The 26,538-nt window shown below is 68.6% G+C and carries 28 protein-coding genes and 1 riboswitch; of the genes, 13 read left to right on the top strand and 15 right to left on the bottom strand.

The window, feature by feature from the left end; all coding sequences use genetic code 11:
- Positions 1 to 8 precede the first annotated feature (8 nt).
- Together E0H45_RS00475 and E0H45_RS00470 are read right to left on the bottom strand one after the other, a co-directional pair.
- Entirely contained in the window at positions 9 to 917 is a 909-nt protein-coding gene (locus E0H45_RS00475; protein ID WP_238154718.1) for a carbohydrate ABC transporter permease, read from the bottom strand.
- The gene (locus E0H45_RS00470) at positions 898 to 1,854 is read right to left on the bottom strand and encodes a carbohydrate ABC transporter permease (protein WP_202872157.1); all 957 of its coding nucleotides are present in this window, start codon (positions 1,852 to 1,854) and stop codon (positions 898 to 900) included. Before E0H45_RS00470 ends, E0H45_RS00475 begins: the two co-directional genes overlap by 20 nt.
- A gap of 78 nt (positions 1,855 to 1,932) precedes the next feature.
- Here E0H45_RS00470 and E0H45_RS00465 point away from each other — a divergent pair, with 78 nt between their 5' ends.
- Together E0H45_RS00465 and E0H45_RS00460 are read left to right on the top strand one after the other, a co-directional pair.
- Positions 1,933 to 2,982 carry a LacI family DNA-binding transcriptional regulator gene (locus E0H45_RS00465; protein WP_238154716.1) on the top strand — a complete coding sequence of 350 codons (1,050 nt, stop codon included), beginning with the start codon at positions 1,933 to 1,935 and terminating at the stop codon, positions 2,980 to 2,982.
- Positions 2,983 to 3,010: 28 nt separating this feature from the next.
- A complete protein-coding gene (locus tag E0H45_RS00460; protein WP_131334284.1) occupies positions 3,011 to 3,748 on the top strand; it encodes an alpha/beta fold hydrolase in 738 nt (245 codons plus the stop codon).
- Between the two features lie 37 nt (positions 3,749 to 3,785).
- On the opposite strand, the gene E0H45_RS00455 is transcribed toward E0H45_RS00460, so the two are convergent.
- Positions 3,786 to 4,478 (bottom strand): SH3 domain-containing protein, encoded by a 693-nt coding sequence (locus E0H45_RS00455; protein ID WP_131334283.1) that lies wholly within the window; start codon positions 4,476 to 4,478, stop codon positions 3,786 to 3,788.
- Positions 4,479 to 4,573: 95 nt separating this feature from the next.
- Entirely contained in the window at positions 4,574 to 5,044 is a 471-nt protein-coding gene (locus tag E0H45_RS00450) for a CHAP domain-containing protein (RefSeq protein ID WP_131334282.1), read from the bottom strand.
- 211 nt (positions 5,045 to 5,255) lie between these two features.
- On the opposite strand from E0H45_RS00450, the gene E0H45_RS00445 reads away from it, so the two are divergent.
- Positions 5,256 to 5,900 carry an NBR1-Ig-like domain-containing protein gene (locus E0H45_RS00445; protein ID WP_238154715.1) on the top strand — a complete coding sequence of 215 codons (645 nt, stop codon included), beginning with the start codon at positions 5,256 to 5,258 and terminating at the stop codon, positions 5,898 to 5,900.
- Positions 5,901 to 6,245: 345 nt separating this feature from the next.
- On the opposite strand, the gene E0H45_RS00440 is transcribed toward E0H45_RS00445, so the two are convergent.
- Together E0H45_RS00440 and E0H45_RS00435 are read right to left on the bottom strand one after the other, a co-directional pair.
- Positions 6,246 to 7,199: a type IV toxin-antitoxin system AbiEi family antitoxin domain-containing protein gene (locus E0H45_RS00440; protein WP_131334280.1), complete on the bottom strand. Its 954-nt coding sequence runs from the start codon at positions 7,197 to 7,199 to the stop codon at positions 6,246 to 6,248.
- 157 nt (positions 7,200 to 7,356) lie between these two features.
- The gene (locus E0H45_RS00435; protein WP_202872155.1) at positions 7,357 to 7,869 is read right to left on the bottom strand and encodes a GbsR/MarR family transcriptional regulator; all 513 of its coding nucleotides are present in this window, start codon (positions 7,867 to 7,869) and stop codon (positions 7,357 to 7,359) included.
- A 97-nt stretch (positions 7,870 to 7,966) separates the two neighbouring features.
- Between E0H45_RS00435 and E0H45_RS00430 the strand changes: the two genes are divergently transcribed.
- The 6 genes from E0H45_RS00430 to E0H45_RS00405 all read left to right on the top strand — a co-directional run bounded on the left by E0H45_RS00430 (position 7,967) and on the right by E0H45_RS00405 (position 13,660).
- Positions 7,967 to 8,881: an ABC transporter ATP-binding protein gene (locus E0H45_RS00430; RefSeq protein WP_131334279.1), complete on the top strand. Its 915-nt coding sequence runs from the start codon at positions 7,967 to 7,969 to the stop codon at positions 8,879 to 8,881.
- Positions 8,878 to 10,476, top strand: coding sequence for an ABC transporter permease (locus E0H45_RS00425; protein WP_131334278.1), 1,599 nt, complete (start codon positions 8,878 to 8,880; stop codon positions 10,474 to 10,476). Before E0H45_RS00430 ends, E0H45_RS00425 begins: the two co-directional genes overlap by 4 nt.
- 114 nt (positions 10,477 to 10,590) lie before the next feature.
- Positions 10,591 to 10,968 carry a PPOX class F420-dependent oxidoreductase gene (locus E0H45_RS00420; protein WP_131334277.1) on the top strand — a complete coding sequence of 126 codons (378 nt, stop codon included), beginning with the start codon at positions 10,591 to 10,593 and terminating at the stop codon, positions 10,966 to 10,968.
- The gene (cbiE, locus tag E0H45_RS00415) at positions 10,961 to 12,154 is read left to right on the top strand and encodes a precorrin-6y C5,15-methyltransferase (decarboxylating) subunit CbiE (RefSeq protein WP_131334276.1); all 1,194 of its coding nucleotides are present in this window, start codon (positions 10,961 to 10,963) and stop codon (positions 12,152 to 12,154) included. Before E0H45_RS00420 ends, cbiE begins: the two co-directional genes overlap by 8 nt.
- A 25-nt stretch (positions 12,155 to 12,179) precedes the next feature.
- Entirely contained in the window at positions 12,180 to 12,920 is a 741-nt protein-coding gene (gene cobM / locus E0H45_RS00410) for a precorrin-4 C(11)-methyltransferase (RefSeq protein WP_131334275.1), read from the top strand.
- Positions 12,917 to 13,660, top strand: coding sequence for a cobalt-precorrin-6A reductase (locus E0H45_RS00405; protein WP_131334274.1), 744 nt, complete (start codon positions 12,917 to 12,919; stop codon positions 13,658 to 13,660). The genes cobM and E0H45_RS00405 overlap by 4 nt, the downstream gene beginning before the upstream one ends.
- Here the strand turns inward: E0H45_RS00405 and E0H45_RS00400 are convergent.
- Positions 13,621 to 14,406 carry a TetR/AcrR family transcriptional regulator gene (locus tag E0H45_RS00400; protein ID WP_238154714.1) on the bottom strand — a complete coding sequence of 262 codons (786 nt, stop codon included), beginning with the start codon at positions 14,404 to 14,406 and terminating at the stop codon, positions 13,621 to 13,623. The two genes, E0H45_RS00405 and E0H45_RS00400, sit on opposite strands and share 40 nt — an antisense overlap.
- A gap of 78 nt (positions 14,407 to 14,484) precedes the next feature.
- Here E0H45_RS00400 and E0H45_RS00395 point away from each other — a divergent pair, with 78 nt between their 5' ends.
- Together E0H45_RS00395 and rpe are read left to right on the top strand one after the other, a co-directional pair.
- Positions 14,485 to 15,333 carry an SDR family oxidoreductase gene (locus tag E0H45_RS00395; protein WP_131334273.1) on the top strand — a complete coding sequence of 283 codons (849 nt, stop codon included), beginning with the start codon at positions 14,485 to 14,487 and terminating at the stop codon, positions 15,331 to 15,333.
- Positions 15,334 to 15,367: 34 nt separating this feature from the next.
- A complete protein-coding gene (rpe, locus tag E0H45_RS00390; protein ID WP_131334272.1) occupies positions 15,368 to 16,033 on the top strand; it encodes a ribulose-phosphate 3-epimerase in 666 nt (221 codons plus the stop codon).
- Here the strand turns inward: rpe and E0H45_RS00385 are convergent.
- A complete protein-coding gene (locus tag E0H45_RS00385; RefSeq protein WP_131334271.1) occupies positions 15,998 to 17,224 on the bottom strand; it encodes an MFS transporter in 1,227 nt (408 codons plus the stop codon). The genes rpe and E0H45_RS00385 overlap by 36 nt on opposite strands.
- Positions 17,225 to 17,331: 107 nt before the next feature.
- Here E0H45_RS00385 and E0H45_RS00380 point away from each other — a divergent pair, with 107 nt between their 5' ends.
- Entirely contained in the window at positions 17,332 to 18,084 is a 753-nt protein-coding gene (locus E0H45_RS00380) for an HAD-IIA family hydrolase (RefSeq protein ID WP_238154967.1), read from the top strand.
- Here the strand turns inward: E0H45_RS00380 and E0H45_RS00375 are convergent.
- From E0H45_RS00375 to E0H45_RS00350, 6 genes are all read right to left on the bottom strand, one after another.
- Positions 18,081 to 18,824 (bottom strand): polysaccharide deacetylase family protein, encoded by a 744-nt coding sequence (locus tag E0H45_RS00375; protein WP_238154713.1) that lies wholly within the window; start codon positions 18,822 to 18,824, stop codon positions 18,081 to 18,083. The two genes, E0H45_RS00380 and E0H45_RS00375, sit on opposite strands and share 4 nt — an antisense overlap.
- A gap of 97 nt (positions 18,825 to 18,921) precedes the next feature.
- Positions 18,922 to 19,650 (bottom strand): polysaccharide deacetylase family protein, encoded by a 729-nt coding sequence (locus E0H45_RS00370; protein WP_131334269.1) that lies wholly within the window; start codon positions 19,648 to 19,650, stop codon positions 18,922 to 18,924.
- An 87-nt stretch (positions 19,651 to 19,737) separates the two neighbouring features.
- Entirely contained in the window at positions 19,738 to 20,475 is a 738-nt protein-coding gene (locus tag E0H45_RS00365) for an amino acid ABC transporter ATP-binding protein (RefSeq protein WP_131334268.1), read from the bottom strand.
- Positions 20,462 to 21,217: an amino acid ABC transporter permease gene (locus E0H45_RS00360; protein WP_131334267.1), complete on the bottom strand. Its 756-nt coding sequence runs from the start codon at positions 21,215 to 21,217 to the stop codon at positions 20,462 to 20,464. The genes E0H45_RS00365 and E0H45_RS00360 overlap by 14 nt, the downstream gene beginning before the upstream one ends.
- Positions 21,217 to 22,071 (bottom strand): substrate-binding periplasmic protein, encoded by an 855-nt coding sequence (locus E0H45_RS00355; protein ID WP_131334266.1) that lies wholly within the window; start codon positions 22,069 to 22,071, stop codon positions 21,217 to 21,219. Before E0H45_RS00355 ends, E0H45_RS00360 begins: the two co-directional genes overlap by 1 nt.
- A gap of 134 nt (positions 22,072 to 22,205) precedes the next feature.
- Positions 22,206 to 22,826 carry a DNA-binding protein gene (locus E0H45_RS00350; protein ID WP_131334265.1) on the bottom strand — a complete coding sequence of 207 codons (621 nt, stop codon included), beginning with the start codon at positions 22,824 to 22,826 and terminating at the stop codon, positions 22,206 to 22,208.
- 108 nt (positions 22,827 to 22,934) lie between these two features.
- Here E0H45_RS00350 and E0H45_RS00345 point away from each other — a divergent pair, with 108 nt between their 5' ends.
- A complete protein-coding gene (locus tag E0H45_RS00345; RefSeq protein WP_131334264.1) occupies positions 22,935 to 24,944 on the top strand; it encodes a vWA domain-containing protein in 2,010 nt (669 codons plus the stop codon).
- A gap of 45 nt (positions 24,945 to 24,989) precedes the next feature.
- Here the strand turns inward: E0H45_RS00345 and E0H45_RS00340 are convergent, their stop codons facing one another.
- Positions 24,990 to 26,162, bottom strand: coding sequence for a serine/threonine-protein kinase (locus tag E0H45_RS00340; RefSeq protein WP_238154712.1), 1,173 nt, complete (start codon positions 26,160 to 26,162; stop codon positions 24,990 to 24,992).
- Between the two features lie 214 nt (positions 26,163 to 26,376).
- A riboswitch (FMN riboswitch) is annotated at positions 26,377 to 26,508 on the top strand.
- The last annotated feature ends 30 nt before the right edge of the window (positions 26,509 to 26,538 follow it).

Raw genomic sequence — 26,538 nt, 5'->3', positions numbered from 1 at the left:
AACAATCCTCATTTCTGGTTCGTGCTGCCGAGAGCGCCGAGGCCCTGGATGAAGTAGCGCTGCGCGGCGAAGAAGATGATCAGCGGCGGCAGCATGTAGAGCAGGTTGGTGGCCATGTAGTAGCTCCAGTCCGGCGTCTTCCCGGCGAACGGGGAGATGAACGACGCCATACCGACCGACAACGGCCACTTGCCGGACGAGTACAGATAGACCAGTGGATTCAGGTAGTCGTTCCACGACGCCTGGAACGCCAGGATCGCCATCGTCAGCCAGGCCGGCCGGGTCAACGGCAGCATCACGCTGACGAAGATCCGCAGGTGCCCGGCGCCGTCGATCTTCGCTGCTTCATCGATGGAATAGGGGATCGCGAGAAAGTACTGCCGGGCCAGGAAGATGAACAACGGGTTCCCGCCGAGGAACGCGGGCACGATCAGCGGCAGCCAGGTGTCGTACCAGCCGATGCTCTTGTACATCTGGAACAACGGGATCAGTCCGACCACACCCGGCAGCAGCATGCTGCCGACGAACAGGTAGAACCACGTCTTGCGTCCCGGGAACCGCAACCGGGCCAGCGCGTAGCCGGCCATCATCGCGGTCAGCACGCCGCCGATGACGCTCAACCCGGTGATCACGAACGAGTTCAGCAGCAGCTTCGGGAAGTGGATCGCCTTCGGCCCGTTGATGAAGTTGCTCCACGTCCACTCGTGCGGCAGCAACTTCGGCGGGATGTCGAACACCGCGGTCCGGCTCTTCAGCCCGATCGTGATCATCCACAGCAGCGGTACGACCATCACCGCGCAGATGAACAACGCGACGACGTACCACGCCGTCGTACCGATCACGCGCGGCTTCTTCTTCGCCGGGGGGACGGCCTGCACCGTGTCGGGCAGGGCGGCTTCAGTCTGAAGTGCTGTCACTGTATGTCCAGAGCGAGGAGAACTTCGCGGTCAGGGCGATCACGGCGATGATGATCACGAACAGCACCCACACCTGCGCGGACGCGTACCCCAGTTGCGGGATCCGGCCCAGGGTCGGGAAGCCGTTCTCGTAGATCGAGAGCATCAGCACCTTGGTGCTGAACCCCGGTCCGCCGTTGGTCAGGATCTTCGGCTGGTTGAAGGTCTGCAGCGCGGCGGTGGTCTGCAGGATCACCTGCAGCAGCATGATCGGGCTGATCATCGGCATCGTGATCCGGAAGAACACCGACCACGGACCGGCGCCGTCGACCCGGGCGGCCTCGTACAGCTCGGTCGGCACGGCCTGCAGCGCGGCCAGGAAGATGATCATCGTCCCGCCGACGCCCCACAGCATCACCAGGACCACGGACGGCATCGACGTACTCGAACTCTGCAACCACAGGCTCGTCGGCAGGCCCAGCCGGTCGAGGATCGTGTTCAGCAGCCCGACCTGCGGGTCGAGCATGAACTTCCAGAGCGTGATCGTCGCGACCGCCGGCAGCACAACCGGCAGGTACGCCAGCGTGCGGACGATCCGTACTCCGGCGAAGCGCTGGTTGCAGAACATCGCGAGCGCCAGGCCGAGGATCAGCGACAACGGGACATAGAGCAACACCAGGTAGCCGGTCGCCCGCAACGCCGGCCAGAACGCCGGGTCGGTGGTGAACAGCCTCCGGAAGTTGCCGAGGCCAACGAAGACCGGGTCGGTCAACCCGTTGTACTTCGTCAGCGCGAGATAGAACGATCGAATCAGCGGATACCCCACGAAGACCAAGAACCCGATCACCGCGGGCGCGATGAACAGGTACGCCGCCCTCACGTCGGAGCCGGCGTTCCGGCTCATCCCACCGCGGCTGCGCCTTTTGGTGGTGAATCCGCCTGGAGAGACTGAATTCATCCGGCCTCCTGGACGGTAACGTTTCCAACGTTTTACTGTGGGGTGACGATGCCGTGTCGTGAAAAGGAAGTCAACCCCGTGCCCGAAACGTTTCCAAGCCAGCCAGAGGTCAGCCGGCCGACGATGATCGACGTCGCCCGGCGGGCCGGTGTCGGCCTCGGCACGGTGTCGCGTGTGGTGAACGGTGGCCACGGCGTCCGCGACCAGACCGCCCAGCGAGTCCGGGCCGCGATCGACGAGCTCGGGTTCCAGCGCAACGAGGTGGCCCGGGCGCTGCGGCCGGGCAAGAAGTCGACCAGTCTGGCGCTGGTGCTCGGTGACCTGACCAACCCGTTCTACGCGAGCATCGCGAAGGCGTCGCTCGAAGTCGCCGGGCAGTCCGGCTTCGCCGTCGTACTGGGAAGTGTGGACGAGGACCCGGAGGGTGAGAAGCGGGCGATCCAGGAGCTGGTCAGCCGGCAGGTGGCCGGTCTGATGATCGTGCCCGACCAGGGCGATCACGCGTTCCTGCAGGGCGCCGGCGTACCGGTCGTGTTCGTCGACCGCCCGGCGACCGGGATCGACGCCGATATCGTGATGGTCGACAACGAGGGCGGCGGGCGGATCGCGGCCGAGCACCTGCTGGAGCAGGGCCACGAGCGGATCGCGATCATCCTCGCGCCGTCGTACTACACGATCGGGCGCCGCCTGCGCGGGTTCCGGCGCGCGCACCGGGCCGCGGGGATCGACGTCGACGAGTCGCTGGTGATCCAGCTTCCCGAGGGCAACGCGGAGGCCGCGGAGAAGGCGACCCGCGAGGTGATGCTGCGGCCCAACCCGCCGACCGCGATCTTCTCCTCGACGAACTTCCTCACCGAGGGAGTACTGCGTGCTCTCGGTGAGCTCGGTCGGGAGCCCGCGGTGGTCGGGTTCGACGACTTCCGGCTCGCCGACATGCTGCCGACACCGGTCACGGTCGTTGCCTCCGACATCGCCGAACTCGGCCGCAGCGCGGCGCGGCTGCTGCTCGATCGCGCGTCCGGTGCGGACACCCGGCCGCCGCAGCGGATCGTGCTGCCGTGCGCACTGATCGAGCGCGGGTCGGGGGAGCGTCCGCCGGATTCTGCCGGGAAGAGAAGCAGCCGCTGACGGCCGGGCGCGCGGGTAGGGTCGCCGCGTGCACTACGAATCCTTCGGTACGGGACGGCCGATCGTCTTCCTGCCCGGCTGGGGCGGCGCCAACGGCGAAGGCCGCGACGTCCACGAGCCGGTGTTCGAAGGGCGTCCGGGATGGCGCCGGATCTACATCGACCCGCCGGGTACCGGGCAGTCGCCCGCCGTACCGTCGATCACCGACCAGGACGGCATGCTCTCGTCGATCGCGGAACTGATCGACGAGTTGGTCGGCGATGAGCTGTTCGCTCTCGCCGGTACGTCGGCCGGCGGCCTGCACGCCCGCGGCATCGTGAAGCGCGACCCGGCTCGCGTCCTCGGTCTGCTGCTGCGCGTGCCGGGAATCGTCGTCGACCGCACCAAGCGGACGTTGCCGACCGAGGAGTACCTGATCAAGAGCGCGGCGTACCAGGAAGCCTGGACCGACAAGCAGCGCCGCTACTACGACCCGGCCGAAGAGCAGGCGGACCTCGAGTTCCTGGGCCGGATCCAGGGCGACGTCGCGACCTACGCGCTCCGCGAGGATCCGGCCGTGCGTTTCGAAGGGCCGACGCTGATCGTGACCGGCCGGCAGGACACGATGACGGGCTATGCCGACGCCTGGCCGATCCTCGAGGACTATCCCCGGGCCACGTACGCCGTGCTGGATCAGGAGGGCCACGACCTGCCGGTGCAACGGGTGGGTCTGTATCGCGCACTCGTGGCGGACTGGCTGGACAGGATCGAGCACCCGGACGCGTGAGGGGCGGAACGCGCGTCCGGGTGCTGTCTGGGGAGGGTCAGAAGTTCGGCCAGGCCCAGCCGAGGTAGTTGTTGAAGTAGGGCAGCGCGCGGGTGCCGATGGCGCCGCTGACACTGGTGGCCCAGAACGTGCCGTCGCCCTTGGCCACTCCGACATGGCCGTAGGCGCTGATGTTCCAGAAGACCAGGGCGCCCTTCGGCGGGTTCAGATCGCCTCGGTGCGCGACGCCACGGGCCACGGCGTCGTTCCAGTCGGCGATGGCCGAGGCCCAGATCCCGGTCTTCCCGTACGAGTTCTCGGCGGCCATCTCGCAGTACCCCTGGAACGCGGTCGACCCGCTGCGGGCGGCGTACCAGGCGACGGCCTTGTCGGCGCGCGGGTTGCTCGTGCACAGCGGCGCGACCAGGCCGCTGCTGCCGGTGTTGACGTAGGCGTCGGTGATGAAGCCCTTGCCGGGGATGTGGTCCCAGATCAGGCTGCGGCCGAACTTGCCGGTCACCGGCTCGCCGTAGATCTGGCAGTCGATCTCGACCGCTCCGTCCGGCTGGGTGCCGACCGAGCCGAAGCTGGTGGCGTTGCCGGACCGGATGGTGACGCCGGCGCCGCTGTCGGTGACCACGGTTCCGGTCGCGGCGCTGGCCGGCAGGACACCGGTGCCGACGAAGGCGGCGCCGCTGAGGAGGGCGACGGCAGTGAGACGGGACGTGATGCGCATGAGGGCGGTACGCATGGTGGTGTTCCCTTCTGGAGTTGTAATCGCAGGGAACCAAAAAGTGACGGCGTTGTCGCAGTGGGCAACGAGGCGGGGCGGCGCCTCGGCTGCCCTCAGAAGTTCGGCTGCGCCCAGCCGAGGTAGTTGGAGAAGTAGGGCAGTTTCGCCTTGCCGATCCGGGAGTTGACGCTGGTGGCCCAGAAGTTGCCGTCGCCGGTGGCGAGGCCGACATGTCCGTAGGCGCTGATGTTCCAGAACACGAGCGCACCCTTCGGCGGGTTCAGGTCACCCTTGTGCGCGGCGCCCCGCCGTACGGCATCATTCCAGTTGGCGATGGCCGACGCGTAGATGCCGGTGGTTCCGTACGCGTTCTCGACGGCCTTCTCGCAGTAGCCCTGGTACGCGGTGGATCCGTTGCGGGCGGCGAACCAGGCGATCGCGTCGTCGGCCCGCGACTGCGGCCCGAACGCGGTGCTGGTGATCGGTGCCGGGGCCGGCGCGGGTGCGGCCGTGGCGGGGAGGGCAGTGCCTCCGAGGACCATTAGGGCGGCAGCGGCGGTCAGACGGGTGAACGAACGGTTCATGGTGGTTGCCTTTCGCTCTGAACTGCGATGGACGAGCCTGTTGTCTTGGAGAATCTCTTCCTTTGTGCAGACAATCAGAGCGTGATCGGATTGTCGCAGTGGGCAACGGAGCTGATTCACTGCGATTTGGTACTTTATGTAGATAAGTGACGGCGAGAGCGGAGAGTGCGCCGTGCGCCCAGCCCAGGCTCGGTACGTGATCGGAGCGCGCATGCGCGAGTTGCGCGAGGCCGCTGGGGTGCCGCTGACCCGCGCCGCCTCCGAATCCGGCTGGGACAAGGGGCACCTGTCCCGGGTCGAACGCGGCCACACCAAGCCGAGCCGCGAGCTGATCGAGTGGTACGACGACTCGTTCGGAGCGAATCAGGCTCTGGTCAACCAGCTGATGGAGCTCGACGCCGCCGTACGCGCCGGCCGGGACATGTCGCAGCGGGACTTGCGCCGGCATGTGCAACCGGTGCTGCTCGGCGGATCCGTACCGATCGATCATCACCCCGACGACCGGGCCGAGCTGGTCGGGGAGACGGTGCCCGACGGCACGCGGGTGTGCCGGGAGCAGGTGTTCGAGAAGACCTGGGAGCTCCGCAACAGCGGCGAACGCCCGTGGCACAACCGCTGGCTCACCCGCCAAGGCGCCGCCGGAACCCCCGGCTGGCTCCGCTCCCCAAACCGAGCCCCCGTCCCCGACGCCGCCCCCGGCGACATCGTCACGGTCACCATGACCCTCCAGGCCCCCTGCCAAGTAGGCGCCTCCACCGCCTACTTCAAACTCACCGACGAAGCCGGCCGCCTCTACTACCCCGGCCTAGAGTCCCCACCCCTGTACTGCACCATCTTCACCATCCACGACCCCTAACCCCGGCCGCCCGCCCCACCCCACCCGCGCCCCGCCCCACCCGCGTCCCGCGCGCCCGCCGCTCCACTCGCGCGCACCCGCCCCAACCCGCCCGCTGCACAGGAACTGGTGTGGGTGGAGTGGGAATAACCTGTTCACCGCCCCCGCCGCGCCGGCGCAACCCCGACAGGTGGCAGGCCTTGGCGAATGCGCTGGGCTGTGGTGTGCGGGTGGTCCAGGTCTGGCCAGCCGACGCGTATGACCTGGTAGCCGCGCGACCGGAGGTCGTCCTCGCGCCACCCGCGCCCCGCGCCCAACCCCGCCCGTTGCACAGGAAGTGGTGTGGGTGGAGGGGGAATAACCTGTTCACTGCCACCGCCGCGCCGGTGCACCCACAACGGATGGCAGGACCTGGCGGATGTGGTGGGTTGTGGTGTGCGGGTGGTCCAGGTCTGGCCAGCCGACGCGTATGACCTGGTAGCCGCGCGACCGGAGGTCGTCCTCGCGCCACTTCTCGGCCACGAGGTCGTCGGCGTTCCCGTACTTCATTGCGCCGTCGAACTCCACGACGCACACCCGCTCGAGCAACATGTCGACCCGCGCGATCAGCCGCCCGGATGCCTCCCGGATCTCGACCTGCAACTCCGGCTCCGGGAATCCGTGGTTCGCCAGCAGGACCCGGAGACGTGACTCGCCGACCGATTCGCTCAGCCCGTTCGCGAATCGCGCCGCCGCCCGCGCCGCCGGCGAACCGTGCCACACACTGTGCCGATCCGCCGTCGCCACGAGCGCCTCCGGACTGACCAGACGCGAATGAAGTGCGGCGTCGCCAAGCACGACTCCGACCTCGTACGACGACACGCACGCGGTCTCGGCGATGGCGCGGGCCGGTGTGACCACCTGCAAACCGTCGACGACCGTGAGCTCGCCTGGGTCGAAGCGCGATCGGTGTACGTCGGCGATGGAGTCGGAACGCGTTCTACCGCTGGCCTTGGTGACGTGGACCCGGGACAGGTCGAGGCCCCAGGTCGGTAGCCCGTGTAGCACGGCTGCGGACTGATGGCTCACCACAGCGCCGGGCCCCAAGCGGTTGAGGACGGCTCGGGTCTTCACTAGGTGCAGGCGTTTGGCGCGATCCCAGGCGGCCTCACCTGCGGGCGAGCCGGGTGGTTCGACGTACACATCACGCGACAGCCGCGACCACTGCCCGCACCGCAGCCGTCGCCGGAGCTCGCTGTCGCTGTAGCCGCAATCCACCGCGTCCGCCCGGGTGAACCAGCCCCCACGGGCGTCGGCCAGCACACTCAACTTTGGATTCATACGGGCAATGTGCAGTCACCACAGCCTGCATTTGCGCGCGAATCTGCGCCTGTGGACAACCACAACGCGGGCCGGTGCACTCCATCCGGGGGCAGCGCACAGGCAATAACCTGTACCGCACCACCACAACCTGTCCAGGCCCCCGGCGTACGGCGGGTTAGGGGTTGAGGGCGGTGTACTCCGCCGCGATTTCGGCGTCTAGTTCGGCTTTGCGTTTTACCCAGCGTTCGGTGAGGCCCTTGACCTCTTCGCTGATGAAGTCGATGAAGGCCAGGGAGACGCGGATGCGGTGGTGGGCGTCGGTGCCTTGGCCGGAGGCGTCGAGGACCTTGCGGAGGGATTCGGACCAGCGGACCAGTGAGGCGTCCTCGCTCATCATCGTCTGGTACCAGGCGTCGTCCTGGACGACGTACACGTCGCGACGGCTGCCGGGCTCGCGCTCGCGGGTCGCCAGGCGCAGTTGCAGGAGGTAGTTGACCGCGCCGGAGACCGCGGCGGGACTCGCCTGCAGCTGGTCGGACAGTTCGGCGGCTGTCATCCGCCCGTCCACGCTGGACAGGATCGCGGCGAACACCCGGGCGGCCATCCGCGGCCAGCCGGTCTCGGCCAGCAGGTTGCCGAACTGCTCGGTGTATCGCCGGACGGCGTCGTCGTCTCGAAGTGCACTCACCGCCCCATCATCCCCTCTGGGTCACTCGATTACCTGACATGTGAGAAACGTGTTAGCAAGATTCACAAACTTCTGAATGAAGTGTACGTTATGAATCATGACATCAGCCATCGTGGTCTCTGGACTGCACAAGTCGTACGGAAGTACGCACGCCCTCGACGGTCTCGACCTCGAGGTCACGACCGGTGAGGTGCACGGCTTCCTCGGGCCGAACGGCGCCGGGAAGTCCACCACCATCCGGGTCCTGCTCGGACTGCTGCGCGGTGATGCCGGCGATGTCTCGCTGCTCGGCGGGGACCCGTGGCACGACGCCGCGAAGCTGCACCGGCGGCTGGCGTACGTCCCGGGCGACGTGAACCTGTGGCCGAACCTGACCGGCGGCGAGGTGATCGACCTGCTCGGCCGGCTCCGTGGCGGGCTGGACGAGAAGAAGCGCGACGAACTGCTGCGCCGGTTCGACCTCGACCCGACCAAGAAGGGCCGGACGTACTCCAAGGGCAACCGGCAGAAGGTCGCCCTGGTCGCCGCTCTCGCGAGTGACGTCGAGCTGCTGATCCTGGACGAGCCCACCTCCGGTCTGGACCCGCTGATGGAGGAGGTGTTCCGGCAGTGCATCGAGGAGGAGCGTCAGCGCGACCGCACCGTGCTGCTGTCGAGCCACATCCTGTCCGAGGTCGAGGCCCTGTGCGACCGGATCAGCATCATCCGCCGCGGCAAGGTGGTCGAGACCGGCACGCTGGCCGACCTGCGCCATCTCACGCGTACGTCGATCCAGGCCGAGCTGGCCGGGTCGCCGAACGGCCTCGCGGAGCTGCCGGGGATCCACGATCTCGATGTGCAGGGCAACCGGGTCCGCTGCGAGGTGGACACCGCCAAGCTCGACGCCGTGATGCGACAGCTGTCCGCGAGCGGGATCAAGAGCCTGGTGGCGCAGCCGCCGACGCTCGAGGAGCTGTTCCTGCGGCACTACGAGGACGACGTACCTGCTGAGCCTGAGGCGGCCGTGCGATGAACGACTTCGTCGGTACCGGGGCGCTGGTGCGGCTCGCGCTGCGCCGGGACCGGATCCTGATCCCGATCTGGATCGTCGTGTTCGTGATGACGGCCGCCGGCTCGGCCAAGGCGACGATGGACCTGTACGCGGATCCCAAGGCGCTGGTCGACGCGGCCCGGACGTCGAACGCCTCACCCGCGCTGGTCTCGCTCTACGGGCGGATCTTCGACGAGTCCTCGCTCGGGGAGGTCTCGCTGTTCAAGCTCACTGCGTTCGGCGCGCTACTGGTCGGGTTGCTCGGCGGCATGCTCGTCGTACGGCACACCCGGAGTGAGGAGGAGTCCGGGCGTCTCGAGCTGCTGAGCGCCGGCGTACTCGGTCGGTACGCCGCTCTGGCCTCCGCGCTGATCGTGTCCGGGGCGACTGTGATCGTGCTCGGGTTGCTGACCGCGCTGTCGCTGATGGGCAGCGGGCTGGACACGAAGGGATCGTTCGCGTTCGGGTTGATGTGGGCGGCTGCAGGGCTGTCGTTCGCCGGCGTGGCTGCGGTGACATCGCAGGTCACCGAGAGCGCGCGGGCTGCGAACGGACTCACGGCAGTCGTGCTGGGCGTGGCGTACGTACTGCGCGCCATCGGCGACTCATCCGCAGACGGCAGCACGCAGTGGGTCTCGTGGCTGTCCCCGATCGGCTGGTCGCAGCAGGTTCGCGCGTACGCCGGTGACCGGTTGGCCGTACTACTGGTGCCGCTGGTGTTCCTCGCCGTACTGATCGCAGCGGCGACCGCACTGATCCGGCGGCGCGACCTGGGGGCCGGTCTGGTGCGGCCGCGGCCCGGACCGCCGCGGGCAGCCAAGTCGTTGCGCTCCCCGCTCGCACTGGCCTGGCGGCTGCACCGGGGCTCGTTGCTCGCCTGGGGTTTCGCGTTCCTGTTGCTAGGTCTGCTGGTCGGCAACATCGCCAGCAACGTCGACGGGTTCGTCACCAGCGACAGTGCGAAGGAGATGGTGCAGAAGCTCGGTGGCGTGGAAGGCATCACGGATGCGTTCCTGGCGACCGAGATGGGCATGGTCGGGCTGCTGGCGTCGGCGTTCGGGATCCAGGCGGCGTTGCGACTGCGGTCGGAGGAGACCGCGCTGCGGGCCGAGCCGTTGCTGGCGACCGGTGTCTCGCGGGCGCAGTGGCTGGCGAGCCACGTGCTCATGGCGCTGCTCGGCACCGGCGTACTGATCCTGGTCGCCGGACTGGGCTCCGGGATCTCGAGTGGTGCGTCGCTCGGCAACATGGGCCGTCAGGTGCCACGGATGCTCGCGGCGTCCGCCGTACAGCTGCCGGCGATCTGGCTGGTGACCGCGCTCGTCGTCATCCTGTTCGGGCTCGCGCCCAAGCTGGTGACCGGGGGATGGGCGCTGTACGGCGTGTTCCTGCTGATCGGTCAGTTCGGTGAGATCTTCAACCTGCCGCAGTGGATGATCAACCTCAGCCCGTACGGCCACACGCCGCGGCTGCCCGGCGGTGACTTCTCCGTCGCACCGGTTCTCTGGCTGACCGCGATCGCCGCCGCGCTCATCGTCGCCGGCTTCGCCTCGTTCCGCCGCCGCGACATCGGCTGAGATTTCGGCTGACGTTTTCGGCTGACCCATGATCAGCGCTGGTCTGAGGGGTCCAGCGCGCCACCGCCCCGCCCGGCCCCGTGCCGGGCGGGGCGGCTTGTCTACGATCGCTGGGTGTTCAGTGAGCAGCTGGTTGAGTTCTGGAGCGAGCGGCACCTGTGTGTGCTCAGTACGGTCCGGGCAGACGGGACGGTGCACGCGACGCCGGTCGGAGCGACCTTGGACGTCGAGGCGGGGCTGGTGCGGGTGATTTGCTCCGGTACGTCGTACAAGGCCCGCGCGATCCGGCGGCTCGGGGAGGCGGCGGTCGCGGTGACACAGGTGGACGGCCGGCGCTGGAGCACGATCGAGGGGCGTGCTGTGGTCAGCGACGACCCTGCGCGGGTGCACGAGGCCGAACGGCGGTACGCCAAGCGCTACAAGGAGCCACGGGTCAACCCGCAGCGCGTAGTCCTCGAGATCACCGTGACGAAGGTCCTCGGCAATGCCTGACCCCATCACCGTCGTAGGCCTGGGCGCCGACGGCTGGAACGGCTTGTCGACCGCAGCCCGCACGTCCATCGAGCACGCCGAGATCCTCCTGGGCAGCCCTCGCCAACTAGCTCTGATTCCCGAACAAGATGTCGTGCAGATTCCTTGGCCTTCGCCTTTGTCGGAGGCGCTTCCGCGGTTGCTCGAGGAGCACCAGGGCCGGCGGATCTGTGTGTTGGCGAGCGGTGACCCGACGTTCCACGGCATCGGTACGACGCTGGTCCGCATGCTGGGCGCCGACGCCGTACGCGTGATCCCGCAGCCGTCGAGCGTCTCGTTGGCGTGTGCGCGACTCGGCTGGGCGCAGGATCAGGTGCAGGTGGTGAGCCTGGTGAGCAACCCGGTCGAGCGGCTCCACTCGCACCTCCAGCCCGGCCGACGAGTCCTGATCCTCAGCCGGGGCGCACAGACCCCGGCAGAAGTCGCGGACCTGCTGGTCGCCCGCGGCTACGGCTCCAGCGAGTTCACGGTCCTCGAGCAGCTCGGCGGCCCAGCCGAACGCATCCGTACGGCGAACGCGGCCAACTGGTCCGACGACGTCGATCCGCTCAACGTCATCGCCGTACTGTGCCCGCCCGATGCCACCGCCCTCTCGACAGCACCCGGCCTGCCCGACGACGCGTACGAGAACGACGGCCAGCTGACCAAACGCGAGGTCCGCGCAGTCACGCTGTCCCGCCTCGCGCCTGTTCCCGGGCAACTGCTCTGGGACATCGGCGGCGGCGCGGGCAGCATCGCGATCGAGTGGTCCCGGCACCACCCGTCCTGCCACGCGATCGCCGTCGAACGCGACGCCGACCGGGCGAAACGCCTGGAACGCAACGTTGCCGCGCTCGGTGCAGCCGTAGAGATCGTGGAAGGTGCTGCTCCGACAGCGCTCGACGGTCTCGAATCCCCGGACGCGATCTTCATCGGCGGGGGAGCGACGGCCGCCGGCATGTTCGACGCCTGCTGGAATGCGCTCCGCCCCGGCGGTCGACTGGTCGCCAACGGTGTCACGCTGGAGACCGAGTCCCTGATCGCCCAGTGGTACAAGGCCGTCGGCGGCGACCTCGTCCGCCTCGACGTACAACGTGCCTCGGCGGTCGGCACGATGACCGGCTGGCGTCCGGCGATGCCGGTGACGATCTGGAGCGTGACCAAGTGACGGTTCTGACGCCGGGCCTCGACTCATGACGGTCCACTTCATCGGCGCCGGTCCGGGTGCGGCGGACCTGATCACCATGCGCGGGCGCGACTTGATCGCCGCGTCGCCCGTTTGTCTGTACGCCGGTGCGCTCGTGCCGATCGAGCTACTCGACCACTGCCCGCCCGGCGCCCGCAAGGTCGACACCGCGAACCTGACCCTCGACGAGATCGTCGCCGAACTCGCCACCGCGCACGCCGCCGGCCTCGACGTCGCCCGCCTGCACTCCGGTGACCCATCCGTCTTCAGCGCGATGGCCGAACAGATGCGCCGCCTCGACACCCTCGAGATCCCGTACGACGTGACGCCCGGCGTACCGGCGTACGCCGCGGCCGCTGCCACCCTCGGCCGTGAGCTGACGGTCCCCGAGGTCGGGCAAACCGTCGTACTGACCCGGATCGGCGGCAGCGCCAGCGCGATGCCGGCTGGTGAGGATCTCGCGACCCTCGGCGCCAGTCAGGCGACGATCGTTCTGCATCTTGCTGTGCAGCAGATCGACCGTGTGGTCGAGGAGCTCGTCCCGAACTACGGCGCGGACTGCCCGGTCGCGGTCGTCGCGCGTGCCTCCCGCGACGACGAGGTCGTCCTGCGCGGCACGCTCGCCGATATCGCGGAGCAGGTGAAGTCCGCGGGCGTCCGCCGTACCGCTGTCATCATCGCGGGAAAGGTGCTGTCGGCAACGGCCTTTCGAGACAGTCATCTCTACTCGGCCGATCGCAGTCGATGAAGGTTCTGCTGCTCGGCGGGACGGGGGAGGCTCGCGAGCTTGCGGGAGTCCTGGTCGGGGGCGGGGTTGAGGTCGTGTCGTCGCTTGCTGGGCGGACATCCGATGCTCGGGTGCCTGTTGGTGAGGTGCGGGTTGGTGGGTTCGGTGGGGTAGAAGGGCTTGCTAGTTGGTTGCGGGAGCATCCGGTTGATGCGGTGGTCGACGCGACGCATCCGTTCGCGGCGAGCATCACTGCGAATGCGTTTGCTGCGACGCGCGAGGTCGGTACGCCGCTGCTGGTGCTGCGGCGACCTGGTTGGGTGCCGGACCCTGACGACAACTGGCATTGGGTCGACACCACGTCCGCTGCCGCCGAGTTGCTGGCGGGACTCGGCACGCGCGCGTTTCTCACGATCGGTCGGCAGGGGCTCGAGGCCTTCGCTGGTACCGGGTTGTGGACGCTCGCTCGGTGCGTCGACCCGCCCGAACCGCGTCCCACCTGGTGCGCGCTGATCCTTGCCCGCGGCCCCTTCATGCTGGCCGATGAGGAGACGATCCTCCGCGACCACGACATCGACGTACTGGTCACGAAAGACAGCGGCGGCCCCGCCACAGCCGCAAAACTCACCGCAGCCCGTCGCCTCGCGATCCCCGTCATCCTGATCCACCGCCCACCCCTACCCGCGGGACTCGAGGTGGTCGAGACGGTCGAGGAGGCCGTTCAGTGGGTGATGCGGGCGAGCCACTCACCGAGTACGTGACGCTCGCCGTCCGTCAGCATCTCAAGCTCCGCCAGTTGCGCCCTTAGTGCATTCGCAGCCGTCGCCACCCCCGCACTCCGCCCAACACCCGCCCGCGCCCTGCCGTCCGCGCTCTCGCCGTTTGCGGTCTCGTGGTGTGCTGCGGGTGCTGTTGCGATTGCTGCGATCAAGGCGTCGAACATCGTGTCCGCCAGCCGTGGATCCCGGCGTTCCTCGGGGACGGCTAGCAGTGCTAGTACGGCGCCTGACCCGGCTGCCTGTACCAGTTCCGCGGCCAGGTTCTCGTCGACGCGCAACCGTCCGGCGGCTGCGATGTTGCGGATCCGGGTTCGCAGGATCGCCAGCCCGGCCTCGGCCGCCGCGGGGCGCCGGCCCGGCTGCGTGTCGGCGTACATCAGCAGGAAGAGTGCCGGGTTCGCCAGCCCGAACCCGATGTGCAGGTCCCACCCCGCGCGGAGGTCCGTGATCGGGTCTGCCGTCGGATCGAGCGGTGGTTTGTCCGCGAGGTACGTCGAGAACCCGTACTCCAGCACCGCCGCGAGCAGCCCGTCCTTGTCGCCGAACAGCCGGTAGATCGTTGGCGCCTGCGTACCCGCCGCGGCCGCGACCGCCCGCGTCGACACAGCGTCCCGCCCACCCGTCGCGAGCAGCCCAGCAGCGACCTCGACGATGTGCGCCCGCATCCGATCCCGCCCACTTACGCCGTCGCTGCTAGTGGTCGTGTCGTTGGTTTGGAGCTCCTCCACGCGCCAACCGTAGCGGTTGGCTCGCCGTGTTAACAGTGATAGCGTCAAGCTGTATCCACTGATAACGAGGAGCTGTGCATGATCATTGTCACCGGAGCGACCGGCCGCCTCGGCCGGGCTGTCGTCGACCGCCTCGCCGACCATCTCCCCACCGACCAACTCGGCGTCAGCGTGCGTGACCCTGAGAAGGCTGCAGACCTTGCCGCCCGAGGTGTCCGGGTACGGCGCGGAGACTTCGGCGACCAGGACTCGCTCGCGCACGCATTCGAGGGCGCCACCCAGGTGCTGATCGTCTCGGGCCCGGCCGACCCGGAGCCGCACCACGTCGCGATCGACACGGCCAAGACCGTCGGCGCCGAGCGCATCCTCTACACCAGCCACCAGGCCGCGAACCTGGACTCACTGTTCCTCGCGACCCGGGGCCACGCTGCGACGGAACAGGATCTTGCCGATTCCGGCGTACCGTTCACGGCGCTCCGCAACGGTTTCTACGCGAGTACGCCGGTCTTCCTGCTCCGGTCCGCGCTGGAGACGGGGGAGCTGATCCTGCCGGAGGACGGGCCGTTCTCCTGGACAGCGCACCGGGATCTGGCCGACGCGGCGGTGGTCGCGCTCACCGAGCCGGGGCGCCTTGACGGCATCACGCCGGCGCTGACCGGGCCGGAGCTGCTCGACTACGCGGACATCGCCGCGATCGCCTCGGACCTGGTCGGGCGGAAGATCACCCGGGTCACGGTGCCGGACGAGGAGTGGAAACGCGCGGCGCTCGGCCGTGGGATGCCGGAGTTCCTGGTCGACCTGACGCTGGGCATCTTCGCGGCCGCCCGGCGCGGTGAGTTCGCCGTCGTCGACCCCACACTGCCCACGCTCCTCGGCCGCCCGACCACGACCCTCCGTGAGGTACTCGCCGCTGAGCTCACCACCTGACGGGCGCCGGTGGGTGGGTCGATAGATTGACGCCATGGGGATTCAGATCGCGCCGAGCATCCTGGCCGCCGACTTCGCGCGGCTGTCAGAAGAGGCGACTGCTGTGTCGAATGCGGACTGGCTGCATGTCGACGTGATGGACAACCACTTCGTGCCGAATCTGACCCTCGGGATGCCGGTGGTCGAGTCGCTGGCCAAGGCGACCGACATGCCGCTCGACTGTCACCTGATGATCGAGGACCCGGACCGCTGGGCGCCCGGGTACGTCGAGGCCGGCGCGTCGAGTGTCACGTTCCACATCGAGGCCTGCCGGGCGCCGATCCGGACCGCGCGGGAGATCCGGGCCAAGGGCGCACGGGCCGCGATGGCACTCAAGCCCGCAACCCCGATCGAGCCGTACGAGGACCTGCTGGGCGAGCTCGACATGATCCTGATCATGACCGTCGAGCCCGGCTTCGGCGGCCAGAAGTTCCTCGACGTGTGCGTACCCAAGATCCGCCGCACCCGCCAACTGCTCGACAAGCACGGCCTCGACCTGTGGATCGAGATCGACGGCGGTGTCTCGGCCGACACCATCGAGCGCTGCGCCGAGGCCGGCGCCGACGTGTTCGTGGCCGGCTCGGCCGTGTACGCCGCCGACGACCCGAACGCGATGGTCGAGCAGCTACGCGGTCTCGCCGAGCAGTCCGCCGGCCGGTAAGTCAGGGCCACTCGGCTCCGGCTCGACCTCCGGCGGCACCCGCAGCAGCACCACCGTCGACACCACCGCGAGCAAGGCCGCCATCAGCCACACGTACCGCACGCCGAAGCCTTCGATCACCGCCCCCGCCACCGCGGCACCGATCGCCGCACCGCCGGTCGCCGCGCTGCCCATCCACCCGAACACCTCGGTTCGCGCGACGTCCGGCGTCAACGAACCCAGCCGCCCGTACAGCGCACCGATCGCCGGCGCCAACGTCAGCCCCGACACCGTCAACGCGATCCCCAGCGACACCGACGACCAGGTCGCGAACACGCACAGCAGCATCCCGACCGCGACGAGAGCAGCCCGCCGCCACAGGTACGACGTACGCCGGCCGGGCAATGCGCCCGCGACAGCGCCGCCGACCAGGCTGCCGAACGCCCAGACGGCCTCGAAGATCCCGGCGATCAGCCGCTGACCGTGGTCGTCGGCGAACGCGACGATGGCCAGCGAGATCCCGTTGAACGACATGACCCAGAGGCCGAACGCGAGGATCAGCGGCAAGCGGTGCCGATGCCAGAGCAACTGCCGTGCGGTCAGCGGCACTGTGGTGTGCTGGTCGCGGGGGAGCGGCTCGGGTTGTCGGAGCGCATACCACCAGATGAAGACGGCTGACATCACGGCTGCGAGCAGTACGCCGACGCGCGGGCTCGCCACGCTCACCGCGGTTGCCCCGAGCATCGGCCCGACCATGAACAACAGCTCCTGCGCCGTCGCATCCACCGAGTACGCCGTCCGCAGCGCCGGGCCCGAGACGACCCGCGGCCACGCGGCTCGCAACGTCTGCATGACCGGCGGCACCAGGGCGCCAGCGATCAAGGCCAGCAGCGGCAGCAACCGATGCAGGCCGGTCGGCAGGAGGGCGATCGTGAACAGCGCCAGACTCCAGGCGATCCCGGTCGCGAGCAGCACGCCACGAGGCCCGCGCCGGTCGGCCGTGCGCGACCAGAGCGGTCCTGCCGCTGCCGTGCCGACCGAGTAGGCGCCTGCGACGACGCCTGCCCACCGGAACGAGCCGCTCGCGTCCTTGGCGAGGAACGCGATCGGCACCATGGTCGCGAGCATGGGCAGCCGGGCGAGCAGCGAAGACACCAGCAGCGTCATCACACCGTGCGCTCGCCACAACTCGCGGTACCCGGCCAAATCCATGCCCGCATTCTTGCCCCCGCCGCCGACAGTTTCCGTGCGCCAGCCGGTCAGGCCTCTACGATGAGCGGGTGAGCGAGCACAAACCGGTGGATACCTGGCTGACCGACATGGACGGCGTGCTGGTGCACGAGGAGCGCGCCATTCCCGGAGCCAGCGAGTTCATCGCTGCGCTGCAGGCGTCCGGCAAGAAGTTCCTGGTCCTCACGAACAACTCGATCTTCACCCCGCGCGACCTCCGCGCCCGCCTGCTTGCCGCGGGCATCGACATCCCGGAGCGGTCGATCTGGACCAGCGCGCTCGCCACCGCGCAGTTCCTCGACGACCAGCGCCCGCGCGGGACGGCGTACGTGATCGGCGAGGCGGGGCTGACCACCGCGCTGCACGAGATCGGGTACGTGCTCACCGAGCGCGACCCGGACTATGTCGTCCTCGGCGAGACGCGGACGTACTCGTTCGAGGCAATCACCAAGGCGATCCGGCTGATCGCCGAAGGCGCCCGGTTCATCGCGACCAACCCGGACCCGACCGGCCCGTCACAGGAGGGTCCGCTGCCGGCGACCGGCTCGGTGGCCGCGCTGATCACCCGGGCCACGGGCGTGGCGCCGTACTTCGTCGGCAAGCCGAACCCGCTGATGATGCGCAGCGCGCTGAACCGGATCGAGGGGCACTCCGAAACCACCGTGATGATCGGTGACCGGATGGACACCGACATCATCAGCGGTCTCGAGGCGGGTCTGCGGAGCGTGCTCGTGCTGTCCGGATCGACCGGCGAGCACGAGGTCGAGCGCTTCCCGTACCGCCCGACCCGCGTGGTCCAGTCGATCGCCGACGTCGTACCGCTGGTGACCGCCCTGTCCTAGCAGGTCAGCACACGGAAGCCGTAGCCCTGGGCCTTGAGGTTCTTGAGGATCGTGGGCAGTGCCGCCACGGTCTGGGCGCGGTTGCCGCCGCCGTCGTGCATCAGGATCACCGAACCGCTGTGCACGTTCTTCAGCACGCGCTGCACGATCGCCGTCGTACCGGGTTTGGTCCAGTCCCGCGAGTCCACGGTCCACACCACGAGGTCCTTGCCGAGCGCCTTCGCCCGTTGCCGGACGGTCGGGTTCACACCGCCGTACGGCGGTCGCAGACAGGCCGGCGTACTGCCGATCTGAGCCCGGATGGCCTGGTCCGTCGACGTCACCTGCTGCCGGAACGCGGCCGCGCTGAGGTGGCGGAGGTCGGCGTGCGTCCAGGTGTGGTTCTGAACGCTGTGACCGGATTCGTGGATCCGCTTGGTCAGCTCGGGATGCTTCCGGACGTTCTGCCCGACCTCGAAGAACGTCGCCTTGGCGCCGTACTGCGCGAGGATGTCGAGCACCTTCGGGGTGTACTCGACATCGGGCCCGTCGTCGAACGTCAGTACGACGTACTTGACCGGCAGCGGGGTTTTCGTCGGCGTGACCGGTGCTGTCGCGGCCGGCGTGGGCGGCGTGGGCGTGACTGGTTTGGCCGGTGACCTCGCGGATGCGACCACGACCGTACCGATCACCGCGCTCACCAGCATCATCATCGCCAGGCCGACGGCCCGGTTCCCCGCGCGCGTCAAGCGAACGTCCATTGTCCCCCCAGGGCGGTGGGTGGTTCACGTCCTCACTGAATCCTCGGGGCCCACGCTAAGGCACTTGTGCCAGGAATTGACGTAACCGCGCCAAGGGTCAGGTGCAGGACATGGTGGTGAAGCTGTAGCCCCTGGCCTTCAGGGTCCGCAGGATCTTCGGCAGCGCGGCGACCGTCTGGCTGCGATTGCCGCCGCCGTCGTGCATCAGGATCACCGAGCCGGTGTGCACCTTCGCCAGTGCACGGCGCACGATCACCGACGTTCCGGGGCGGGACCAGTCGCGGGTGTCGATGGTCCACAAGCGGATCTGCTTGCCGAGTGCGGCGGCCCGTCGGCGGACCAGTTTGTTCGTCGCGCCGTACGGCGGCCGGAGACAGCGTGGGGTGTACCCCGTCTGGACCCGGATGTACCGGTCCGTCTTCTGGACCTGGGTCCTGAATGCTGACGAGGACACGTGCCGCAGATCCGGGTGCGACCAGGTGTGGTTCTGCACGCTGTTGCCCATTTGGTAGACGCGGCGGGTCAAGTACGGGTAGCGCGCGACATTCCGGCCGATCTCGAAGAAGGTTGCCCGTGCCCCGTAAGCCCGAAGAATCTTCAGTATCTGCGCGGTGTACGGCGTACTCGGGCCGTCGTCGAAGGTGAGATAGACGTACTTGGCACGGGCAGGCGCGGCCGCCACCGTGCTGGTCGTGCTGACCGTGCTGGTTGTGTTGGTCCGGGGCGTGGCGGTTGCCACGAGCCCGGATGTGGTGATCAATCCGACGGCGACTGCTGCGATCGTGAGTCGGCGAGTCGCGGCCGGTGAACGATGGAAGAACGACATGGCTACCCCCAGGTGTAGCTCAGCCCCAGAGCGGGACCACCTTCCATCGTGCGCCCTGGCAGTCCTTTCTGCCAGGGCTGGACTGTCTCAAAGCACCTGGGACAGGAACTGCCGCAGCCTCGGCGAGTCGGCCGCGTCGAAGATTTGCTCGGGTACGCCGGACTCGACCACGACGCCGTGGTCCATGAAGGCGACCTGGTCGGCGACCTCGCGAGCGAACCCCATTTCGTGGGTGACCACAACCATCGTCATCCCGGCCTCGGCGAGATCCGCCATCAGGGCCAGCACGCCCTTGACCAGCTCGGGGTCGAGCGCCGACGTCGCCTCGTCGAACAGCATGACCTCGGGCTGCATCGCCAGCGCCCGCGCGATCGCGACCCGCTGCTGCTGACCGCCGGACAGGTTCCCGGGCCGCGCTCCAGCCTTGTGGGCAAGGCCGACCAGCTCGAGCTGCGCCCGGGCCGCGGCCTGGGCGGCCTCGGCGTCGAGTTTCTTGATCTTGCGCAGCGGGAGCGTGATGTTGTCGAGCACGCTCTTGTGCGGGAACAGGTTGAAGTGCTGGAACACCATGCCGATGCGCCGTCGCAGTACGTCGGCATCGCCCCGCAGTACCGACTCGCCGCCGAGCTTCACATCACCCGCATCCGGTTCGAGCAGGCGGTTGATCGCACGCAGCAGCGTCGACTTCCCGGAGCCCGACGGGCCGATCACGCACGCGGTCTGCCCGGCGGGTACGACGAGATCGACGCCCCGGAGCACCTTGTTGCTGCCGAACGCGAGCTCGACACCGCTCACCTCCAGGCTGGCTGCCTCAACGGTTTGCATGCGCGAGCTCCTTCAGTTCTATGTCCTCCGACTCGACCGGCCGTCCTTCTCGCAGCCGCTTGTCGAAGTGGTTCACCAAGTGCGTCAGCGGGACGGTGATCACCAGGTAGAAGATGCCCGCAAGCAGCAACGGGGACAGGTTGCCGTTGGTCGCGGCTGCGTCCTGCCCGATCCGGAACAGTTCGCGCTGGCTCGCCAGTAGGCCGAGGAAGTAGACGAGGCTCGACTCCTTCACGAGCGCGATGAACTGGTTCACCAGCGCCGGCAGCACCCGCCGTACCCCTTGCGGGATGACGACGAGCCGCATGCCGCTGGTGTAGCTGAAGCCGAGCGCGCGGGCGGCCTCGAGCTGACCCTTCTCCACGCTCTGGATGCCGGAACGGAAGATCTCGCCGATGTACGCGGCGGCGATCAGCGAGAGCGCGAGGACGCCGAGCGGGTACGGGTTCGGGCCCCACCAGTGCCGCGTGATCGGGGACAGCCCCTGGCCGATCAGCAGGATGGTCAGGATCGCGGGCAGGCCGCGGAAAATGTCCGTGTAGATTTTCGCCGGCCAGCGCAGCCAGCGTTTGCTGGATAGGGCGAGGACCGCCACGATCATGCCGAGCAGAGTGCCCAGCACGACCGAGGCGGCCGCCAGAATCAAGGTGTTGACCAGTCCCACCTTCAGCATCTCGGGCAGGACCGCCTTCATCGACTCCCAGTCGAGGAAGGTGTCGCTCAGGGTGGACCAGATGTCCATCAGGCTTTGGGAGCCGTGAACTTGACCGATCCGCTGCCCGGCTTGAAGTTCGCCGGTACGGCGCGACCCGGGTAGTACTGCTCGACCAGCTTGGTCCAGGTGCCGTCGGCGATCACCTCGTCGAGCGCCTTGTTCACGGCCTCGCGGAGCTTGTCGTTGCTCTTCGCCACCGCGAACGCCATCGGCGCGTCACTGAGCTCCTTCGCGGCCAGGATCACCGTTCCGCCGCCCTGCTCCTTCGCCATCTTCTCGCCGATCTCGGCCGGGCTCACCCAGGCGTCCGCCGTACCGGCCTTGAGTTGGCCGAGCGCGGCGTTGTAGTTCGGGACGCGGACCGGGTTCAGGTTCTTCTGCGTCGCGTAGTCGTCCTGGACGGTGCCCTGGACGACCACGACGCGCTTGCCGGTGAGCTGGTCGAACGACGTGATCCCGGAGCTCTTGGTGGTGTTCAGGCCGAGGTAGCCGAAGTCGTACCCGTTGCTGAACGCAACCGTCTTCTTGCGGGCCTCGGTGACCGTGATCGACGAGCTGCCGAGGTCGAACTGGCCGCCGTTCACCTGCGACAGCAGCGCGGAGAAGTCGGTCCCGACGAACTCCGGCTTCAGGTTCAGCTTGGCCGCGACCGCGGTGATCAGGTCGTTGTCGAAGCCGGTGAACTTCCCGTCCTTCACGTAGACGTTCGGCGGCGCGTCGGTCAGGGTCCCGATCCGCAGCGTCCCCGCCGTCATCAGCCCCAGATCCTGGCCGTCCGCCGTGGAATCGTCCTGATTGCTGCCACAGGCAACCATCGCACTCGCCAAGGTGATGACCCCGACCACTGCGACAACCCGCCGAAAAGCGCCGAACGCGCGCACAACTGTCTCCTCACAACGTCAACGAAGGCAGGACGGTTCGCCCCGCCGAAGCAAGCCAACACCAGCCGCGCGACGCGCATTCCGTGCTGACGAAGCGTGAGACAGCGCCGAATGTCTACTCGGGTTGTGCTATATCAACCGTGGTGCTGCTCGTAGTGCGCCAGTGCATCCGCCGTTCTGCCGGTGCCGTAGGCAAGCAGCAACTCGGCGATCGCCGGCGAGTCCACGGCAGCCGCTGCTCGTTGGATCTCCTCGGCCGAAGCGACGGCGCGGAACAGGTCCTGGATCTCCCGTACGACGCTTCGCGCGGACGGTGACGGGGGCAGTTCGCCGGGGTAGGTAGTGGGTCGCAGGAAACGCTCCGGCGGACCGGCGGGCTGTCCTGAGGCATGTCCGGTGGGCTGACCGGGCGTGGCCGACCGGGCCAGGTGTGCTGTGGTCGGCCGGGTGTAGGCGCCGGTGGCGGCGCGGATCTCGTCCAGCTCGTGGGCGATGTGCTCCGGCTCGATCCCGCCCGCCACGGCCAGGTCGGTGAGCTCGGACACAGCCCGCAGGCGCGACACCACCGCGGGATTGCCGATCTTCACCCGCTGCGCGCTGACCAGCTGCGAGAGCATGGGCGCGGACAAGCCGATGACCTGGGCGAGCCCACCCTGGGTCAGGCCGAGCCCTCCGGTGATCCGCCGTACCACCTCGCCCAGCGGCTCGCCGTACAGGTCGACCTGCTGCTGCAGATTGTGTGCCGTCTGCTCCATGCAAAGATCTTCGCACTTGCGAACTCGAAATTCCAGCCTGAAACCGACTTGACATTTGCGATAGCAAACTGCAAAAGTTTGCGGCAGCGAATCTCACCGGAGGAAACGATGACGACTCACCAGGCACACCGCCGCCGGCCCGTGGTGTGGGCGCTCATAGCGGTCACGCTGGCCGCGGTCCTGGGTGGCCTGACCGCCCCAGCTGCGCTCGCGGACCCTGCTCCGAGCGGCGGCAAGCTCGTGCTGGTCCTCGACTCGTCCGGCTCGATGGCGGAGCCGGCCGGCGACGGACACACCAAGATCGCCGCCGCCCGGACGGCCCTGTCGAGTGTGGTGACCAAACTCCCCGAGGCGGCCGAGGTCGGCCTCCGGGTCTACGGCGCCACTGTGTTCAAACGCACCCAGGCGGGCGCCTGCACCGACACCCAGCTGACCGTCCCGATCGGGACCGCCAACCGGCCGCAGCTGCAGACGGCGATCGCCAAGTACAAGCCGTACGGCGAGACTCCGATCGGCTACGCCCTCCAGCAGGCCGCGAAGGATCTCGGCCCGGTCGGTCAGCGCACGATCGTGCTGGTCTCCGACGGCGAGGCGACCTGTGCGCCGGAGCCGTGCGCGGTAGCGCGTTCGATCGCCCAGCAGGGCATCGATCTGAAGATCGACGTGGTCGGCTTCCGGGTCGGGGGGAAGGCTCGCACGCAGCTGCAGTGTGTGGCTCGCGAGGGGCGCGGTGACTACTACGACGCCGACTCGACCGTCGACCTCGAGGCTGGTCTGGGCAGGTTGTCGACCCGAGCCTTCCGCCCGTTCCGGATCTCCGGTACGCCGGTGCACGGCGCGCCGCAGCAGGAAGGCGCACCGGTGCTTGCCCCGGGCCACTACTCCGACACGTTCGGTGTGGACAACACCTCGAAGCACTACCTGATCAAGCGGACCATGAAGGGTTCGACGCTGCGCGCCGGGGTGAGCTTCCGGCGTCCGGCCGGTGGCAGCTTCGTGATCCAGTCCGAGGTGCGGCTCAACACGCTCGCCGGTGAGCAGTGCGGCTGGAGCTACCCGCGCGGGTTCGACGGAGATCAGGGGCTGGCGACCGGTACGGCTGCCAGTTGGTCGAAGTACGAGAAGAAGAACGACGAATGCGCCGACTCCGATCAGCTGGTGCTCACCGTGAACCCGGGGAAGAACTATCTGCAGCTCAAGGGCGTGCCGTACGAGCTGCGGGTCGACGAGGAGCCGCCGGTCGACTCGATCGCGAACCTGCCGGCGGCGGCCGCCGACCCGGTCTGGACGCCGATGTCCGGGTCGACGCCGCGGGAGATCGTGCCCGGCTCCAGCTTCCCGGACGCGCCGCTGCTGCAGCCGGGCACCTACAAGACGACGCTGATGCCGGGCGAGCTCCAGCTGTACCGGGTGAAGGCCGACTGGGGCCAGCGGATCCAGGCGCAGATGACGGTCCCGGAGATGGCGGGCGCCGCAGCCGACGCCCTTGACGGGATCCGGTATCTCGATACTGCGCTGATCTCGCCGACCGGTGAGGACGTGTTCGCGATCTTCGCCAAGAACGTGCCAGGCGGCTCGTACACGAAGGCTGTGCTGACCAAGCGCGGGCTGGTGAAGGGGCTTACCACCAAGGAGATCCGGTACCTGAACCGCAACGGGGCGAACAACCAGGACACCGGCACGTCGACGCCCGGCGAGTACTACCTGGCTGTGTCGCTGACCCGGAAGGCCAACGACAAGGCGTTCACGATCCCGCTGAACCTCACGGTCGGCGTGGTCGGTACGGCGGGGGCGGGCAAGCCGGAGTACGTCGACGGCGCGACGCCGGTGTCGGGTGAGTCCGTGACACCTTCGCCGACCGAGACACCGAGCACGACGCCGAGTTCGACGCCGTCGGAGCCGGGGGACTCCGGGGACAAGAACCAGGCCGGTGGTCCGGTGCAGGGGCGCGCCGACTCGGATGACGGGACGCCGGTGGCGTTGGTCGCTGGGCTTGGTGGGGGTGGTGTGTTGCTCCTGCTGATCGGTGGGTTGATCGTCGCGCGGTTGCGGAAGAAGCCGGCTGCCGCGCAGTGGCCGCAGTCGAACAACTGGGGTGGCCCACAGGGGCCGCGGTAACCATCAGAAGCCCGGGATGCGATCCGTATCCCGGGCTTCGTGGTTTCAGCGCACCAAGATCCAGACAGCACTGCCGATCAGCCCCGCAGCCGCCACAAAACTAACGACCGCCAACCACACCAGCCCTCGCCGCGACCCCTCTACCGACCGCTCCGTCTCACTGGGTTGGGGAGGACCGGTGGGCCCGCCGGGTTGGGCAGGACCGGTGGATCGGCTGGTTCCGGCGGGCTCGGTGGTTCCGGTGAGCTGGACGGACCCGACCGCCCCGAGAGGCTGGGTGGACCTGCCTGACCGGGTGGAGTTGGCGGGGCCGACTGAGCTGGCGGGGGCGACTGAGCTGGCGGGCTGAGGGGGTGTTGGGGGGTGGGCTGGGCCGGTGGGGGTCCAGGTGGGTGGGAGCGGTGGGAGTTGGTCGAAGACTTCGGGGGCGTCGGGGTGGGTGGTCCAGGGGAGGGTGCCCGCGGGTGGGAGGGCGCCGGATTCGGACAGGAGGCGGGCGGCGGCGTGGGCTGTGGCGGGGCGGTCTGAGGGGTTGGTCGCCGTACAGGTGTGGATGAAGGCGGCTAACGGGCCGGCCGCGGGTGCGAGGGGGCCGGTGGGGGTGGGGCGGTCGCCGGTGATGAGTTCGTGGGCGACGGCGCCGACGGCGTACAGGTCCTGGCGGGGGTCGGGGTCGGCGCCGGACAGTTGCTCGGGGGCGAGGTAGCCGGGGGTGCCGAGGATCGTGCTGTTCCGCGTCATCCGCGGCTCGTCGATCAGGCCGGCGACACCGAAGTCCGAGAGGCGCAGATGGGGACGGCCGGTGCCGGTCGCGTCGAGGAGCAGGTTCGCGGGTTTGAGATCGCGGTGCACGACACCCGCCGCGTGCACAGCGGACAGGGCATGCAGGAGCTGGTCGAGCAGTACGGCGACGTACGTCGGCGGGAGCGGCCCGTGATCGCCGAGGAGGGTGGCGGCCGAGCCGCCGCGGACCAGGTCCATCGCGAACACGACCTTGTCGTCATCCGCGGCCCAGCCGTGCGGGGCGACGACGTGCGGGTGCTGGATCCGCAGCGACTGCTCCCGGACGAAGCGCAGCAGCGTGCCGGCGTCGTGCTGGCCGAGAACCTTGGCCGCGACGTAGGCCGAGCGCCGCAGGTCCCAGGCGCGCCAGACCGAACCCATCCCGCCGGTTCCGATCAGGTCGATCAGCCGATACCGCCCAGCAAACGCCTCCACCGGCAAGAAGGTACAGGGTCCGAGGACTGCCCGACCGAGCTCCGCAGCGCGGCCGAGCGCACCCAGGTGTCACCCCGCGGGGGCGGTGAACAGGAAATACCTTGTTCACCGCCCCCGCCGCGTGGCACTTGGGTCCGGGGACGGCTCACGATGTGACCTGGGTCGTGGTGTGGGTTGCGGGGAGGGGCATACTTGAAGCACGAGTGAACCCACTCGCGTGCTCCGGGGTCGGTGTAATTCCGAGCCGGCGGTAACAGTCCGCGACCCGGTCGCTGCGGTTTGGCGATCGGTTGACCTGGTGGAATTCCAGGACCGACGGTGAAAGTCCGGATGGGAGGCGCACGCGGTCGGCGGGTGTGCTCTGGCGCCCGACGGC

Source organism: Kribbella soli (genome assembly GCF_004331345.1).
GTDB classification, from domain to species: domain Bacteria; phylum Actinomycetota; class Actinomycetes; order Propionibacteriales; family Kribbellaceae; genus Kribbella; species Kribbella soli.
The sequence above is the reverse complement of the archived record's forward strand: the minus strand, read 5'-3'. Positions and strand labels throughout refer to the sequence as shown.